The 16721-nt window shown below is 46.7% G+C and carries 9 protein-coding genes; all 9 read right to left on the bottom strand.

What is annotated here, in order from left to right; genetic code table 11:
• Positions 1-53: 53 nt before the first annotated feature.
• Positions 54-671 (bottom strand): TRIC cation channel family protein, encoded by a 618-nt coding sequence (locus BCT34_RS16665; protein ID WP_076654895.1) that lies wholly within the window; start codon positions 669-671, stop codon positions 54-56.
• 74 nt (positions 672-745) lie between these two features.
• Positions 746-1603, bottom strand: a complete 858-nt coding sequence (gene btuF, locus BCT34_RS16660; RefSeq protein WP_076654896.1) for a vitamin B12 ABC transporter substrate-binding protein BtuF — start codon at positions 1601-1603, stop codon at positions 746-748.
• Between the two features lies 1 nt (position 1604).
• On the bottom strand, positions 1605-2558 hold the full coding sequence (locus BCT34_RS16655; protein ID WP_076654897.1) for a cobalamin biosynthesis family protein: 954 nt from the start codon (positions 2556-2558) through the stop codon (positions 1605-1607).
• Positions 2559-2568: 10 nt separating this feature from the next.
• Positions 2569-3264 carry a 5'-methylthioadenosine/S-adenosylhomocysteine nucleosidase gene (mtnN, locus tag BCT34_RS16650; RefSeq protein WP_017630246.1) on the bottom strand — a complete coding sequence of 232 codons (696 nt, stop codon included), beginning with the start codon at positions 3262-3264 and terminating at the stop codon, positions 2569-2571.
• Between the two features lie 127 nt (positions 3265-3391).
• Entirely contained in the window at positions 3392-3820 is a 429-nt protein-coding gene (locus tag BCT34_RS16645; RefSeq protein ID WP_076654898.1) for a DUF1499 domain-containing protein, read from the bottom strand.
• 159 nt (positions 3821-3979) lie between these two features.
• Positions 3980-5392, bottom strand: a complete 1413-nt coding sequence (locus BCT34_RS16640) for an FAD-dependent oxidoreductase (protein ID WP_076654899.1) — start codon at positions 5390-5392, stop codon at positions 3980-3982.
• 16 nt (positions 5393-5408) lie between these two features.
• Positions 5409-9872 carry a glutamate synthase large subunit gene (gene gltB / locus BCT34_RS16635; RefSeq protein ID WP_076654900.1) on the bottom strand — a complete coding sequence of 1488 codons (4464 nt, stop codon included), beginning with the start codon at positions 9870-9872 and terminating at the stop codon, positions 5409-5411.
• A gap of 428 nt (positions 9873-10300) precedes the next feature.
• Complete coding sequence (locus tag BCT34_RS16630) at positions 10301-11770, bottom strand: glutamate synthase subunit beta (RefSeq protein WP_076654901.1); 1470 nt, start codon at positions 11768-11770, stop codon at positions 10301-10303.
• On the bottom strand, positions 11770-16317 hold the full coding sequence (gltB, locus tag BCT34_RS16625; RefSeq protein WP_076654902.1) for a glutamate synthase large subunit: 4548 nt from the start codon (positions 16315-16317) through the stop codon (positions 11770-11772). Before gltB (BCT34_RS16625) ends, BCT34_RS16630 begins: the two co-directional genes overlap by 1 nt.
• Between the last annotated feature and the right edge of the window lie 404 nt (positions 16318-16721).

Genomic DNA, 16721 nt, shown 5'->3' with positions numbered 1-16721 from the left:
TTGTGTATAAGAGACAGCCTTAAGGAGCCTTTAATCAATTGTGTAGCGCTAGCTTATTTAATGGCGAACGTTGGTAGTGATAAGTGCCAGCGAATAGCGCCAAGTCTAATCAATAGTGTTGAAAACACGCCGGCTAAAAATGCCGTTTCTGAATCGTGCCCCATGCAGATCGCCATAGTATGGAAAGTGCCACCAATGATACAAGCGGTCGCGTAGACTTCACTTCTTAGGATCATTGGCACTTCACGGGCAAGTACATCGCGGATAATACCACCACCACAGCCAGTGATGACACCCATGATGACAGCAACTAAAGCTGAATCTTGATAGATAAGCGCTTTTTCAACACCAATACCAACAAACACCGCCAGGCCGATCGCATCACACACCGGCAGTATCCACCAAGCCAGACGTTTTGGGCGCCTTACAATCATCATAGTCAGCAAACAGGTGATGATGATTACCCAAAGGTAGGTGGTATCAGTGATCCAAAACACGGGAGTGGCACCCAACGCCATATCTCGAATAGTACCGCCACCAATGGCGGTTACACTGCCGAGAACGGCGACACCAAAGGGGTCCATTTTTAGGCGGCCAGCGACAAATACGCCGGAGATAGCAAAGATGGCAGTGCCAAATAAATCGATAATATAAAGCAGCATGGAATCCATGATACTGGTGCTCTTATAGTTAAAATTGTAGGGACAGGTCGGTGGCGAATTGTACGAAAAAATGCAGCAAATAGTTAGTGATTTTGCCTAGCTCTATCGAAGAAATTACATACTTGTTTGATCGCTTGCAAAGTTCTCGTTGTTGGGCGATTAATCCAGTCAGAATTGAGTGACCAAATCTGATTTTGAGCGACAGCCGGGATCTCATCTTCCCATGTTTGCCACATGGTTCCATTCTCAATTGCGTGCTGAGAAGTGAAGATCACTTGCGGCTTCCTTAATACAACTTGTTCGATACCAACTTGTGGGTAAGGGGAAGCACTGTCTTCGAAAATATTGTGGCCGCCACAAAACTCAAACACCTCACTTGGCCAGTGTCCTTGAGCAACGGTGATGATCGGTTTCTCACTCAGCTGGTAAAAGTAGCTAACAGGTTCCGCATCTTTATATTTCAGTCTTAATTCGTTGAGCTGCTCTCTGTATCGCCGAGCGTTATTTTCGCCAATGCTTGGATCGCTCGCGTATTGGCTGAGTTGTTCAATATTGGTTGCGATACTGTCTAGGCTTTTGGTTTTTGAGTAATAGATATTAAAACCAAACTGCTCTAGCTTCGCGAGTTCTCTGGGTGGGTTTCCTGCAGGCCACGCAAGAATCAAATCAGGCTGAAGAGCGATGATCTTCTCAACCTTGATGCCTTGATAGTTAGCCACTTTCTCAAGCTGCTCTGCTTGTGGTGGGTAATCACTTCGTTCACTTACGGCAACAAGGTTGTCACCTAATCCAGCGCTGTACGCTAGTTCAGTGGCATGAGGAGCAAGGCTGACCACGCGTTGAGCAGGCTGTACTCTTTCTGGAGTTTCTGCAAATGACAAAGGTAGCCATAAGCTGGAAGACAAAATAGTAAAGCTTGTAACAAGTGCTGAAGGTTTCACGCTAAATCCCTTGGTGAATAAATAGTAAGGCTAGGCTTTGTAAGAATATCCAAATAGCGATGCGACCAAACAGCAGCTTCTGAACCTGAGATAAATGCAGAGCTGACGGGGCGATTCTGCCGCCTAACTTTGCGCGTATGGCTTTTGTGTCGTTGTAAATAGCAGGGCCACCGAGTGATAGCTCCAGCTTGTTGCCAACGGCCGTGATTAACCATGCTGGACCGGGCAGTGGCCATGAGCGACTTTGAGCAAGCATCATCTTAAACGTGTGAGTGGCTTTATCACCGCATACGATCATCAAGGCGAATAAGCGCATGGGTATGAATTCTAGAATAGCGACGATTTTGATGGCTGTTGAGCCAAAAGGTGAGAATTGCTTACGACTTGGTGACCAAGCTCGAGCTAACTCGACAATCAGGCGATACATTAAAGCGGCGATACCACCACCAATGGCATACCAGAACAACACACAAACCATATTGCGGCCGTAGCCCATAATGATGGTTTCTGTGGCGGCTTTGCCTAGGCCAAGTGATGAAAGTGATTCAGTCTGACGATTGACAATTGGAGCCAGTAACTGACGAGCGGCGGCTTTATCTTCTCGGCCAAGAGCTTTGATCAGTTGGTTAGCTAGCTTTTCATTGTTACGCCAATCAATGGCGAGCAGTAATAAAGCCAGTTGGAACAGTTGAGTCTGCCAAACTAGAGGTTGCAGAGCCAAGAGAATAATCAGAGTTGGGAATACCATTAACCCCCAGGCTAAGGTGCCAGAGATTAGGCTTTGGGAGTAACTTTGATTGTTGTTGACCTTAGTTGCTAAAAGTTCAGCAAACTTATGCCATAAGGTCGTGGGGTGTGCGGCATGAGGGATAGGTAGAATCAAATGAAAAAGCAGTGCTCCCCACATTACAAGGAGCACGCCATTTGCAAATACCTGATCAAACAGTGTTTGCATGTCTAGTCGCTTACTTTAGTAGGGCAACCATCTTGATAACCATTTCAGAAGAGCTTTGTGCTGCTAGTGGCAGGAACTCTTCGAAGCTCATTGGTGATTCTTTGTCTGCAACGTCAGAGATTGCACGCACAACAACGAATGGTACTTGGAACTGGTGACAAGCTTGAGCAATCGCAGAAGCTTCCATCTCTACAGCAACCACTGATGGGAAGTGCTTGCGGATGAACTCTTGGCGTTCAGCAGTGCAAACAAATGCGTCGCCAGTACAGATTAGGCCACGAACAGCGTGCTTATCTTCCATTTGAGATAGCGCTTGTTCAGCAACTTGCATCAGTTTGTCGTCAGCTTTGAATGCTGCAGGTTGACCTGCCATTTGACCGATTTCGTAACCGAAAGCCGTTACGTCTGCATCGTGGTGACGTACTTCAGTCGAGATAACCACATCGCCAAGGTTCAGTGTTGAATCAAAACCGCCAGCTGAACCAGTGTTTAGAACGACATCTGGTTGGTATTCGCTTAGTAGGATAGACGTACCAACTGCTGCTGCTACTTTACCAATGCCTGATTGAAGCAGAACAACGTCAACACCATTTAGCTGACCAGAGAAAAAGGTACAACCGCCTTTATTAACTTCAGTAATATCTGAAATTGCTGCTTTTAGGATCGCAACTTCTTGCTCCATTGCGCCAATGATGCCGATTTTCATGTGTAGTCTCTTAATAAAAAATATTTAAACAGTAGAGCGAAATTGTAGCATGGAAGAGAAGTGTCGAGCGACAGCTCAGAAGCACTTCTCATCCGAATAGCAGCGATTTATCTGTGTATTCTTTTATCTATTTAATTAGGCCTTCGTTTTTTAGACTTGCGCGAAGTTGATCAGCACGTTTTCGGTTAACACCAAAATCAGAATGGCCAGTACGAGATTCAGAACGCACGATCAGTTTGCCGTCAGTGATTTTAAGCTCTAGGTCATCGACAAAGCGCATGATGCGAGAAGTACATTCGACACGCAGGTAATCTTCTGTTTTGCTCGCGGTTTTTGATCCCGGTAAGGTTAGTGCAACCTGCTCGATCGCATCTAGGTTTGCTGAATCTGTTAATTCAAACGCGGCCAATGCATGCTGTTCACGGTCATCTTGTGTTGATACGCAGTTTGGTTTGTCTCCACAAGGTGATGAAGTTCTGTCTTTCATGTCCGTAATTCCTTGGCTGCAAGCGGTTAATGTTAAAAGTGATAGCGAGAGGAGAGCGGCTTTTTTCATAGTATTTCCTATGGCGTTATTATGGTTCTCGATATTGGTTCTTTTGCGATTGTTCTACATATTTTTGTTGTGCTTGTGATAAACGTATCTAATTCAAAAAAGGATCCATAATTGGATCCCTTTTTTATAGTAACGAACTGAGTAATAAAGGAAACCTAATCACACTTCTAGGTAATCTAATATCCCTTCCGCAGCTTTACGGCCTTCATCGATAGCGGTTACCACCAAGTCAGATCCTCGAACCGCATCGCCACCTGCAAAGATCTTGCTGTTGGTGGTTTGATATTGAAACTCTTGCTCTCCAGGTGCCTTGATTCGTCCCCATTGATCAAGCTCTACACCGAAAGGTTCTAGCCACTCCATCGCGTGAGGTTGGAAACCAAATGCCATGATCACGGCATCGGCTTCAAGAATGTGCTCGCTGCCTTCGACAGGTTCTGGACGACGACGGCCTGCTTCATCAGGTTCACCCAAAGCGGTTTTCACGACTTTGACGCCAGCCACATGACCAGCGCTGTTTAGTTCTAAGCCAATAGGTTGTAGGTTGAACTTGAACTTCACACCCTCTTCACGCGCATTTTTCACTTCACGGCGAGAGCCCGGCATGTTGGCTTCATCTCGGCGGTAAGCACACACAACATTAGCTGCATGTTGACGAATCGAGGTTCTTACACAGTCCATCGCGGTATCACCACCACCAAGCACGACCACCTTCTTACCTTGCATGTCGATGAACGGAGTTGGGTTTTCTAAATCCATTACCTTGTAGGTGTTAGATATTAAGAAAGGCAGGGCATCATAAACACCCGGTGCGTCTTCATTGTCTAAGCCAGCACGCATGTTTTTATAAGTGCCAACACCAAGGAAAACAGCGTCATAATCATCGACTAGCTCTTGAAGTTGAACGTCTTTGCCGACTTCGGTATTCATTCGGAATTCAACGCCCATTTCGCTAAAGATACGGCGACGATTCTCCATGATGCCTTTCTCAAGCTTGAATGATGGGATACCAAAAGTGAGGAGGCCACCGATCTCTGGATAGCGATCAAATACAACAGCTTTTACGCCATTACGAACTAGGATGTCAGCCGCCGCTAGACCTGCAGGTCCCGCACCGATGATCGCGACCTTTTTATCGGTCCATTCAACATGAGACATGTCTGGCTTCCAGCCCATTTCAAAGGCTTTGTCGGTAATGTATTTTTCAATATTACCTATCGTTACCGCGCCGAAATCATCGTTGAGGGTACAAGAGCCCTCACACAGTCGGTCTTGGGGACAAACTCGACCACATACCTCAGGCAGGCTGTTGGTCTGGTGAGACAATTCAGCCGCTTCGATAATGCGCCCTTCATTGGCAAGCTTAAGCCACTGAGGGATGTAGTTATGAACAGGACACTTCCATTCACAGTATGGGTTGCCACAGTCTAAACAACGATCTGCTTGCGCTTTTGCTTGTTGTTTAGTGAAAGGTTCGTAGATCTCTACAAACTCAATCTTACGAATCTTGATTGGTTTCTTCGCTGGGTCTACGCGATTCACATCAATAAATTGGTATACATTCTGGCTCATTATTGGCTCCTTCCAATTATTGCGCTTGAACACGAAGTTCAGCTGAGCTGCGGCTTTGGTGGCCGAGCAAGGTGTTCAGATCCGCCGTCTTTGGCTTCACTAGGTAGAACTTCGGAATCCATTCATCAAAGTTCGCCAGAATAGCTTCAGCGTGTACTGAGCCAGTCTCTTCTAAGTGCTCTGCAATTAAGCCACGCAGATGTTCTTGGTGGATAAATAGGTCAGACAGAGAAAGTGCCTCGACCGATTCGTTGTTCACACGGCCTTGGAAGTCTTCATTCTTATCCATGACATATGCAAAACCACCCGTCATACCTGCACCGAAGTTCACTCCGGTTGCGCCAAGAATGGCAACAATACCGCCGGTCATGTATTCACAGGCGTTGTCACCCGCACCCTCAATCACTGCAACCGTACCTGAGTTACGTACACCAAATCGTTCGCCAGCAGTACCTGCAGCGAACAGCTTGCCTCCGGTTGCGCCATACAAGCAGGTATTACCGATGATGGTCGCTTCATTACAGGTAAACGCTGTGCCTTGGTGAGGCTTGATTACTACTTTACCGCCAGCCATGCCTTTACCGACATAGTCATTGGCATCACCTGTTAGGTAAAGCTCTACGCCGCCTGCGTTCCAAACTGCAAAAGACTGGCCTGCTGTACCATCGAGGTATAACTTGATTGGTGAACCTGCCATCCCTTGGTTACCGTATCGCTTAGCAATTTCGCCAGAGATACGAGCGCCAATCGAACGGTCTGTGTTGATCACGTTGTAGTAAAGGCTGGTGGATTTACGTTTTTCAATTGCATCGAGCGCATCATCCAGAATCTGTTGGTTGAGTTGTGCCTTATCAAACGGTGCGTTTGGCTCGGTCCAAAACAGTGGGTGACCTTCTGGAGAAACTGGAGCTTCGAGTATTGAAGATAGATCGAGTTTGCTCTGTTTTGCAGTCAGGCCTTGAACTGCTTCAAGCAAATCAGTACGACCAATTAGATCGGTGAGTTTTTCTACACCAAGGTCAGCAAGGTGCTGGCGAACTTCATCGGCTAAGCCAGTAAAGTAGTTCACTACCATATCCGGCAGACCTTTGAAGTATTCGCGGCGCAATGTTTCATCTTGAGTCGCGACGCCTGTCGCACAGTTATTGAGGTGGCAGATTCGTAAGAATTTACAACCCATTGCGACCATTGGTGCGGTACCAAAGCCAAAACTTTCAGCACCGAGAATCGCGCCTTTAACCACATCGAGACCGGTTTTCAATCCACCATCAACTTGTAGGCGGATCTTATGACGAAGCCCGTTAGCAACCAGTGCTTGTTGGGTTTCGGCTAAGCCAAGTTCCCAAGGACAACCTGCGTATTTTACTGAAGTCAGTGGGCTTGCCGCGGTACCGCCATCGTAGCCAGAGATGGTGATTAGATCAGCGTAGGCTTTTGCTACACCAGTCGCGATAGTGCCGACACCCGGTTCAGACACTAACTTTACTGAAACCAAGGCTTTAGGGTTAACTTGTTTAAGGTCGAAAATCAGCTGAGCCAAATCTTCGATTGAGTAGATATCGTGGTGCGGAGGAGGGGATATCAGGGTGACACCCTGAACCGAATATCTCAGCTTAGCAATTTCTGCCGTCACCTTATGACCTGGCAGCTGACCACCTTCTCCGGGCTTCGCACCTTGCGCAACCTTGATTTGCAGAACATCTGCATTGGTTAGGTAATGTGGGGTTACACCAAATCGACCAGACGCAATTTGCTTAATACGCGAGTTACAATCGGTACCAAAGCGTCGTGGATCTTCACCACCTTCACCAGAGTTTGAGTAACCACCTAAGCGGTTCATAGCCATCGCTAATGCTTCATGCGCTTCTGGGCTCAGGGCACCAATCGACATCGCTGCCGAGTCAAAGCGCTTAAAGAGGTCGCTACTCGGCTCGACTTGCTCAAGTGTTAGTGGCTTATCGGCTTTTTTCAGGCTCATTAAGTCGCGCAGCATTGCGGCAGGGCGAGCATTCACTTGTTTCGCAAAGGATAAATAATCTGATGTTTCGCCGGTTTTAACTGCCGTTTGCAGCGTGCCGACGACATCTGGGTTATAGGCGTGGTATTCGCCACCATGGACGTATTTCAGTAAACCACCGTGCTCGATAGGCTTGCGCTTAGTCCACGCTTTACGAGATAGGTTATAGATATCTTGTTGGAAATCGCTAAAGCTTGCGCCTTGGATTCGTGTGGTAACTCCGCGGAAACAGAGTTCAACAACGTCGGAATGTAGGCCAACGGCTTCGAAAAGCTGCGAACAGCGGTAAGAGGCAATGGTCGAAATGCCCATCTTCGACATGATCTTGTACAGGCCTTTGTTGATGCCGTTTTGGTAATTTTGCATTGCTGCGCGATAGTCTTTATCTAAAGATCCATCATCCAACATTTTACCTAACGCTTCATAAGCAAGGTACGGGTAAACCGCCGTCGCACCAAAGCCAAGCAGCACCGCGAATTGGTGTGGGTCGCGGGCGGTTGCTGTCTCGACTACGATATTGGCATCACATCGTAGGTTGTTGTCAGCTAGTCTGGTTTGCACGGCACCGACAGCCATCGCAGCTGGAACAGGCAGTTTGCCTTTCTCTAAGTTTTTGTCTGAAAGCACAACCAACACGGCACCGTCACGCACTTCTTGCACCGCACGATCACACAAGTCATTGATGGCTTGCTCGAGTTCTTTCTCAGCAGGATCATAGTGCATGCTAAGGATCGCGTGGCCATAGTGTTTTTGATTTAGCTGCAGAAGTTGCTGCATGTCAGAGTAGAGTAGAACCGGCGAATTGAATGTCACACGGTAGGCGTGACCATCTGTTTCGCAGAACACGTTCATCTCTTGGCCGATACTGGTCGCGAGAGACATCACGTGCTTTTCGCGCAAAGGATCGATAGGCGGGTTGGTAACTTGAGCAAACTTCTGACGGAAGTAATCTGTGACCAAACGTTCTTTAGAAGAGAGCACAGCCATTGGCGTATCATCACCCATCGAGCCGACCGCTTCCTGCCCCATATCACCGAGTACGCGCAGTACTTGGTCTGACTCTTCGTTACTCATCGCAAATTGTTTTTGATAAGTCTTTAGTGTGTCATCGTCAAAGCTTCGCTTACCGACCTGATCATCAGGCAGTTCGGAAAACGGTGTTAACTTATGAACGTTCTTTTCCATCCACTCTTTATATGGGTGACGCCCTTTTAGATCATTATCGATTTCGTTGGATTGCCATAGCTTGCCGCGGCGTGTATCTATTACCAACAGTTCACCCGGTCCAACGCGACCTTTTTCTGCGACTTCATCTGGCGCGTAATCCCAAATACCAACTTCTGATGCCAGCGTGATCAAGTTGTCTTTGGTGATCACATAGCGCGCTGGACGTAGGCCGTTTCTATCTAGGTTACATGCAGCATAACGACCATCAGAAAGGACGATACCAGCAGGGCCATCCCACGGTTCCATGTGTTTGGAGTTGAAGTCGTAGAAAGCACGTAGATCGGGATCCATGTCTGGGTGGTTTTGCCAAGCGGGCGGCACAAGCATACGCATCGCTCGGAACACATCCATACCACCGGCAAGGAATAGGTCGAGCATGTTATCTAGGCTTGATGAATCTGAGCCTGTCTCATTCACAAAGGGTGCTGCGGTTTGTAAATCGGGCAGCAGTGGTGAAGAGAATTTATAGGCACGAGCCTTAGCCCACTGACGGTTACCTTCGATAGTATTGATCTCACCATTATGCGCTAAATAGCGGAATGGTTGAGCCAGTGGCCAACGTGGTTGAGTGTTAGTTGAGAAGCGCTGGTGGAACAGACATATCGCCGATTCCATACGTAAGTCAGCAAGATCGAGGTAAAATCGCGGAAGATCGGCCGGCATACACAAGCCTTTGTAGACCATGACTTGGGTTGAAAGGCTACAGATGTAGAAATCTTTGTCTTCAGTGAGCTGCTTTTCAATTCGACGACGAGCAATATATAGGCGTCGTTCAATATCGCGTTCACGCCAACCCGCAGGTGCCGAGATAAAGACTTGCTGAATATTGGGAACCGAATCTTTGGCGATTGGGCCTAATACATCAGTGTTAGTTGGCACGACACGCCAACCTGCAACAGTTAAGGTCTCTTGAGCGAGCTCTTTATTGATGATGTCTTGCGCAGATTGCGCTTTGATTGGGTCTTGGCTGAAGAAAATCATGCCGACTGCGTATTGCTTGCCGAGCTTGAAGTTGTTCTCTTCTGCAATAATTCTTAGATAAGAGTCTGGCTTCTGTAGCAATAAGCCACAGCCATCTCCGGTTTTACCATCCGCAGCAATACCGCCACGGTGTGTCATGCGATCGAGGGCTGAAATAGCAGTTCGTACCAACTTATGACTCGGTTGGCCTTCCATTTGCGCTATTAAACCAAATCCACAGTTGTCTTTTTCAAGACTAGGATCATATAGAGCCATTGCAATTCTCCCTTTTGCTTCTCTGTCATCCAGACAGTAAATGACTAACTATTCATGTACTTGTTGTTTTTTTTAAACTGATAGTTTGCTTTAGCCAGTTAAAACGTTATTGGTTGTGTTAACAAAAACGATTGGTTTTATTTTCATCAGCTTTACAACGTATAGCTAATTGTGTTTAAGGTCAAGTTCATGGTTAATTATCATGCACAAACGCGATTAACCACGTAATAATCTAAAATAGTCGATGGATATCAATGAGATATATAAGGTGAATGTTAACGGGATTTAACATATACAACAGAGTGATCTTGAAAACGCCAGAAGCCAGATAGAAAAAAGGCTAGCATCGAGTGCTAGCCAAATATAAAAGTTAGGAAGGGTGTTGCTTTTCCTCTAGGCTAACGTCATCGACGTTAGCCCGAGAAATATTATGCGGAAAGCATGAGTGAATCAGCTTTCGCTTCTAAGTTTGAGTTACCCATTAAGAAGTCATCAATAGCAATTGCACATTCACGACCTTCATTAATACAACGTACAACTAGAGATTGACCTGTACGCATATCACCAGCAGCGAAAACGCCTTTCTGGTTCGTCGCAAAACCTTCAGAAGCGACGTTACCGCGATCGTCCAATTTAATGTCTAGTTGAGCAAGCACGCCTGTTGGTTCTGGGTGTAAGAAGCCCATTGCCAGGAATGCCATGTCACAAGGAATAACACGTTCAGAGTTGGCTACTTCATCAAAACCTGGACGCTCACCGGGTTTCGCATCTTGCCAAACGATGTCTGCGATACGTAGACCCGTCACTTGACCTTGATCGTTACCGATGAACTCTTTGGTTAAGATATTCCAGTGACGTTCACAACCTTCTTCGTGAGAAGTGGTGGTTTTCATGATCATTGGGTACTGAGGCCAAGGCATATTGGCAGGGCGTTTCTCTGGTGGGATCGGCATGATCTCAACCTGAGTAATACTTGCTGCCTTATGACGGTTTGATGTGCCTACACAGTCAGAGCCTGTATCACCACCACCGATAACCACAATGTGCTTATCTTTCGCGTGAATTTCTTCTGTCTTAAGGTCTAAGTCGTTCGCACGGCGGTTGTTTTGACCAAGGAATTCCATGGCAAAGTGAACGCCTTCCAGCTCACGACCTGGGATTGGTAAGTCACGTGGAACCGTAGAACCACCCGTTAGCAATACCACATCAAACTCTTGGCGCAGCTGTTGAGCATTAACATCAACACCGATGTGTTGGTTAACTTTAAACTCAACGCCAGCTTCAGCCATTAGGTTGATCTTACGATCAATGACGTCCATACCCAGTTTGAAATCTGGGATACCGAAACGCAGTAGGCCGCCAACTTTCTCGTCACGCTCAAATACCGTCACAGAGTGACCAGCGCTGTTTAGCTGTTCAGCTGCGGCTAGGCCTGCAGGGCCAGAACCGATAACTGCTACTGTTTTACCTGTGCGAGAGCGTGGTGTTTTAGGCTTTGCGTACCCTTCACGGTACGCTGTTTCTACAATCGTTTTCTCAATATTACAGATAGTGATTGGGTCTTGGTTGATACCAAGAACACAGGCACTTTCACAAGGAGCAGGACAAACACGACCTGTAAATTCAGGGAAGTTGTTGGTAGAGCTTAGAATGTTCCAAGCCTCTTCCCAGCTATCACGATACACAGCATCGTTGAATTCAGGGATGATGTTACCAATCGGACAGCCGTTGTGACAGAAAGGTACGCCACAGTCCATACAACGAGAGGCTTGAGTATTGATCTTGTCACCAAACTCTTCGTTAAGTACGAACTCTTTGTTGTCTTCGATACGAACAGACGGGTCGAGCTTCTTTGGAAGCTCACGACCGTGCTCTAAAAATCCAGTAGGCTTACCCATTATACTGCCTCCACTTCTTCCGTTTGTGCCTGTTGTGCTTCAGCTTTGCGCTTCTCAATAACTGCTTTGTAGTCGCGTGGCATAACTTTAATCAGTGATGCAACACTTGCTTCAAAGTTGTCTAGGAAAGACTGAGCAACTTCACTTCCTGTGAATTCAACGTGCTTGGTTAGCATATCTAGTAGAAGATCTTTATCTTCTTGTTCAATTGGATCTAGGTCTACAAGTTCTGGGTTTAGCTTGGTTTCGAAGTCGCCCGCTTTATCCCAAACATAAGCGACACCGCCACTCATACCCGCAGCAAAGTTACGACCTGTTGAGCCTAGGATAATCGCAACACCGCCAGTCATGTATTCACAACCGTGGTCACCAACGCCTTCAACAACAACCTTCGCACCTGAGTTACGAACACAGAAACGTTCGCCAGCCATACCGCGAATGAAAGATTCACCTGAGGTCGCGCCGTAGAAACATACGTTACCAACCACAATGTTATCTTCAGCAACGATAGAAGATTTCGCGTCTGGGTACAGTACCAAGGTACCGCCAGACAGACCTTTACCCCAGTAATCGTTCGCGTCGCCTTCTACTTCGAATTTAACGCCTTTCGCAAGGAACGCACCGAAAGATTGGCCAGCACTACCGTGGAACTTAACGTTCATTGGTTGTGGTAAACCTTGGTCTTTGTACACCTTCGAGATTTCGTTCGACAGCATGGTACCTGCAGAGCGGTCCGTGTTGATGATAGGGAAGGTCGCATTCACGGCTTCGCCTTTCTCAAGTGCTGGAATCGCAACTTGAACCAACTTACGGTCTAGAACATCTTCTAGGTTATGGTTTTGTTGTGTCTGGTTGTAGATACCATCTTCTTCACGAGCCTGCTCAATGTGCAGTACTGGTGTTAGATCTAAGTTCTTGTACTTCCAGTGGCCGATGTCGTCACGCACTTTAAGTTTGTGTGATTGACCCACCATCTCATCGATAGAGCGGAAGCCAAGTTCAGCCATTACTTCACGTAGGCCTTCAGCCATGTATTGGAAGAAAGTCACTACGTCTTCTACGCGGCCGTCGAAACGCTCACGCAGAGTCTTGTTTTGTGTTGCGATACCAACAGGACATGTATTCTTGTGACACTTACGCATCATGATACAGCCTTCAACGACTAGAGCTGCCGTTGCTACGCCCCATTCTTCAGCGCCAAGTAACGTTGCAACTGCAAGGTCACGTGGTGTTTTCATCTGACCATCTGACTGAACAACGATACGGTTACGTAGACCGTTTTTCAGTAGTGTTTGGTGAGTTTCTGCTAGACCCAGTTCCCAAGGCAGACCAGTGTGACGGATAGAAGACATCGGAGATGCACCCGTACCACCATCAAAACCTGCGATTAGTACCACGTCAGCTTTCGCTTTAGCTACACCCGATGCAATCGTACCTACGCCAGCTTCTGATACTAGCTTCACGTTTACACGGCCGTTACGGTTTGCGTTTTTCAGATCGTAGATTAGCTGAGCCAAATCTTCGATTGAGTAGATATCGTGGTGTGGCGGTGGTGAGATTAGACCTACGCCCGGAGTTGAGTGACGCGTTGCACCAATCCAGTCATCAACCTTATCACCAGGTAGCTGACCACCTTCACCAGGCTTCGCACCTTGAGCCATCTTGATTTGCAGCTCATCAGCGTTAGATAGGTAGTAAGACGTTACACCAAAGCGACCAGAAGCCACCTGTTTGATAGCTGAACGTTCCCAGTCACCGTTTTCTTTACGTTCGAAACGTGCTGGATCTTCACCACCCTCACCAGAGTTTGACTTCGCACCGATACGGTTCATAGCAACAGCGAGTGTTGAGTGAGCCTCATGCGAGATCGAACCAAAGCTCATTGCGCCAGTAGCGAAACGCTTAAGGATGTTCTCGATTGGTTCTACTTCTGCTAGAGGAATAGAGCCTGCAGGGTTCTTGATGAAGTCCAGTTGGCTACGTAGCGTTGCTGCGTTGTCGCCTTGGTCATCGACTGCTTTTGCGTACTTCTTGAATTGACCGTAATCTTTATTACGCGTCGACTCTTGAAGTAGAGAAATCGTTTCTGGATTGAATAGGTGTTTCTCACCACGTTGTTTCCACTGGTAAACACCGCCAACATCAAGGATTTGAGCTGGGATTTCACGAGCTGGGTAACCAACACGGTGACGAACAAGCACTTCACGTGCGATATCGTCGATCGTTAGGCCTTGGATACGAGAAACGGTACCTGTGAAGTATTTTTCAACCACAGATTTGCTGATACCAAGCGCTTCAAAGATTTGTGCACCGTGGTAAGACTGTAGTGTAGAGATCCCCATCTTAGAGAAGATCTTAAGTAGACCGCCGTTAACACCTTTACGGTAGTTATCGAACAACTCACGAGGGTGTACGTTTGGATCTAGCTTCTTAGTACGTTGCAGTTCAACAATCGTTTCAATCACTAGGTAAGGGTTAACTGCGTTCGCACCGTAACCGATAAGCGTTGCAAAGTGGTGTGTCTCACGAGCGTCGCCCGTTTCCACAACGATGTCACATTTAGCACGTAAACCTTTACGGATTAGGTGGTGGTGAACCGCGCCAACCGCCAGCATTGCTGGGATAGCAGCGTGGTTAGAGTTAACCGCACGGTCTGTCAGTAGGATGATCGAGTAACCATCAATAACCGCATCTTCCGCATATTGGCAGATACGCTTAAGTGCGCGCTCTAACTTACCTTGGTCGCCATTTGCTTGGAATACGATATCCAACGTCTTCGCTTGAAGGTGCTCGTTATCGATTGCACGTAGCTTTTCTAACTCAGAGTTAGACAGGACTGGAGACTCAAGTTCTACTTTTTGACAGTGCTCAGGTGTTTCAGCAAGTAAGTTCTGATCTTTACCTAGGTAAGTGTTCAGAGACATAACCATGCGCTCACGAATCGGGTCGATTGGTGGGTTGGTTACTTGTGCAAACAGCTGTTTGAAGTAGTTTGAAAGGTGCTGCGATTGGTGAGACAGAATCGCTAGCGGCCAGTCAGCACCCATTGCAGAAAGTGGCTCGTAGCCTGTTTTTGCAAGAGGTAGAATAATTTCATTTACTTCTTCAGAGCTCACACCAAACGATTGTTGTTTGTGTAGTAGTTTCTCTGGAGAAGGTTGGCTAAATTCATTGCTCGCATCTGGTAGCTTTTTCAAGCTCAGAAGGTTCTCTTCAACCCACTTTTCGTAAGGCTGTGCTTTAGCAATGCTGTCTTTCACTTCTTCATCAGAAATGATACGGCCTTGCTCAAGGTCAGCAACGAAGATACGACCTGGTTGTAGACGACCACGGTACTCAACGTTTTCAGGTGCAATCTCAACTACGCCAGACTCAGACGCCATGACTAGGAAGTCGTCTTTAGTTACTGTGTAGCGAGAAGGACGCAGACCGTTACGGTCAAGTGTTGCACCTACTTGAACACCATCGGTGAAACATACTGATGCAGGGCCATCCCATGGTTCCATAACGTTTGCGTGGTACTGGTAGAACGCGCGACGAGTTGGATCCATGTTTTTGTTTTCTTGCCATGCTTCCGGGATCATCATCATCAATGCGTGTGGCAGAGTACGACCTGAAAGAACAAGTAGCTCAAGCGCCATATCGAAGTTTGATGAATCCGAGCTACCTTCCTGACAAATAGGCAGCAGCATGTCGATTTCAGCTTGTGTAAACAGATCCGATTCTAGGATTGCTTCACGTGCTTTCATCCAGTTCAGGTTGCCGCGAACTGTATTGATTTCGCCATTATGCGCGATGTAACGGAAAGGCTGAGCTAGACGCCAACGTGGGAATGTATTGGTTGAGAATCGAGAGTGTACCAATGCTAGAGCTGTCACCATGGTTGGGTTTTGCAGGTCTAGGAAGTACTGAGGAACTTGTTCAGTTGTTAGCTGACCTTTGTACACCAATGTCTTGTAAGACATAGAGTTGATGTAGAAGTCATCACCGATATTTGACACGCTTTCTAGACATACGCGAACCGTGTAGTTACGTAGAACATACAGCTTACGCTCAAGCTCTTCTGGTGTGATACCAGGGCCGCCAGAAATAAATACGTGTTCAAATTGAGGTTCAGTGCTTAATGGGTCAGCACCAATCATTGAATTGTCAGTTGGAAGTTCACGGTAACCGATAACTTCTAACTCAAGGCGTTGTACATTGCGTTCTAGAATGTCACGACACTGTGCACGTTTGTGCTCATCTTTAGGGAAAAGTACAACACCAACACCATATTTTTCAAAAGATGGCAGCTTAATTCCAAGCTTTACGGCTTCTTCTAGTAAGAATTCGTGCGGCTTCTGTAGCAGGATACCTGCACCATCACCAGAACACGGATCACAGCCTTGGCCGCCACGGTGTTCCATACGTGCAAGCATATCGAGTGCTTGAGTTACTACATCATGAGATTTGCGATTCTTTAGATGCGCAACAAAACCGATACCACAAGCGTCATGCTCCAATTCAGGAGTATACAGACCCTGTGAGTTCTGCTCTTGATCTACCATAGATACATCCTTCCAGTTAAATCTAGGCGCAACTTATTTGTATAAAGTCAGCCTTGTCCTTTTATATTTATGGGTCTAAACCTGCCTATGCTGGCGGTTTGAATCCTTTCCGTATCTCGCAGGAAAAGTATTGCGAGAAAAACAATCCTTAGTGATATCCGTTTTTTTTTAACCACAAACTAGTGGTTTATATAGGTGGGAGTTAGATATCACCGACTTATTAGCAAGTTTTCGTTGTAAGTAAATACTCAAAAATATCCAATATGTGTAAGTATCCTACAATTTTGTCTGGGCGAATTGCAATGAAAGTTGACCCATGTAGACCATTTTTTTCGTTTTATTTTGAATTTAATGCCTAACAAATGTGCAACATTAGGCAAATAGAGCCGATTTTTTGCATGTTT

This window comes from Vibrio sp. 10N.261.45.E2, assembly GCF_002875705.1.
Lineage (GTDB): Bacteria > Pseudomonadota > Gammaproteobacteria > Enterobacterales > Vibrionaceae > Vibrio.
Note: the sequence above shows the minus strand (reverse complement) of the source record. Positions and strands in the feature narration are given on the sequence as shown.

Coding starts and splice junctions, on each gene's coding strand:
- BCT34_RS16665 (WP_076654895.1), bottom strand. CDS start 671: ATGGATTCCATGCTGCTTTATATTATCGATTTATTTGGCACTGCCATC.
- BCT34_RS16655 (WP_076654897.1), bottom strand. CDS start 2,558: ATGCAAACACTGTTTGATCAGGTATTTGCAAATGGCGTGCTCCTTGTA.
- mtnN (WP_017630246.1), bottom strand. CDS start 3,264: ATGAAAATCGGCATCATTGGCGCAATGGAGCAAGAAGTTGCGATCCTA.
- BCT34_RS16645 (WP_076654898.1), bottom strand. CDS start 3,820: ATGAAAAAAGCCGCTCTCCTCTCGCTATCACTTTTAACATTAACCGCT.
- BCT34_RS16640 (WP_076654899.1), bottom strand. CDS start 5,392: ATGAGCCAGAATGTATACCAATTTATTGATGTGAATCGCGTAGACCCA.
- gltB (WP_076654900.1), bottom strand. CDS start 9,872: ATGGCTCTATATGATCCTAGTCTTGAAAAAGACAACTGTGGATTTGGT.
- BCT34_RS16630 (WP_076654901.1), bottom strand. CDS start 11,770: ATGGGTAAGCCTACTGGATTTTTAGAGCACGGTCGTGAGCTTCCAAAG.
- gltB (WP_076654902.1), bottom strand. CDS start 16,317: ATGGTAGATCAAGAGCAGAACTCACAGGGTCTGTATACTCCTGAATTG.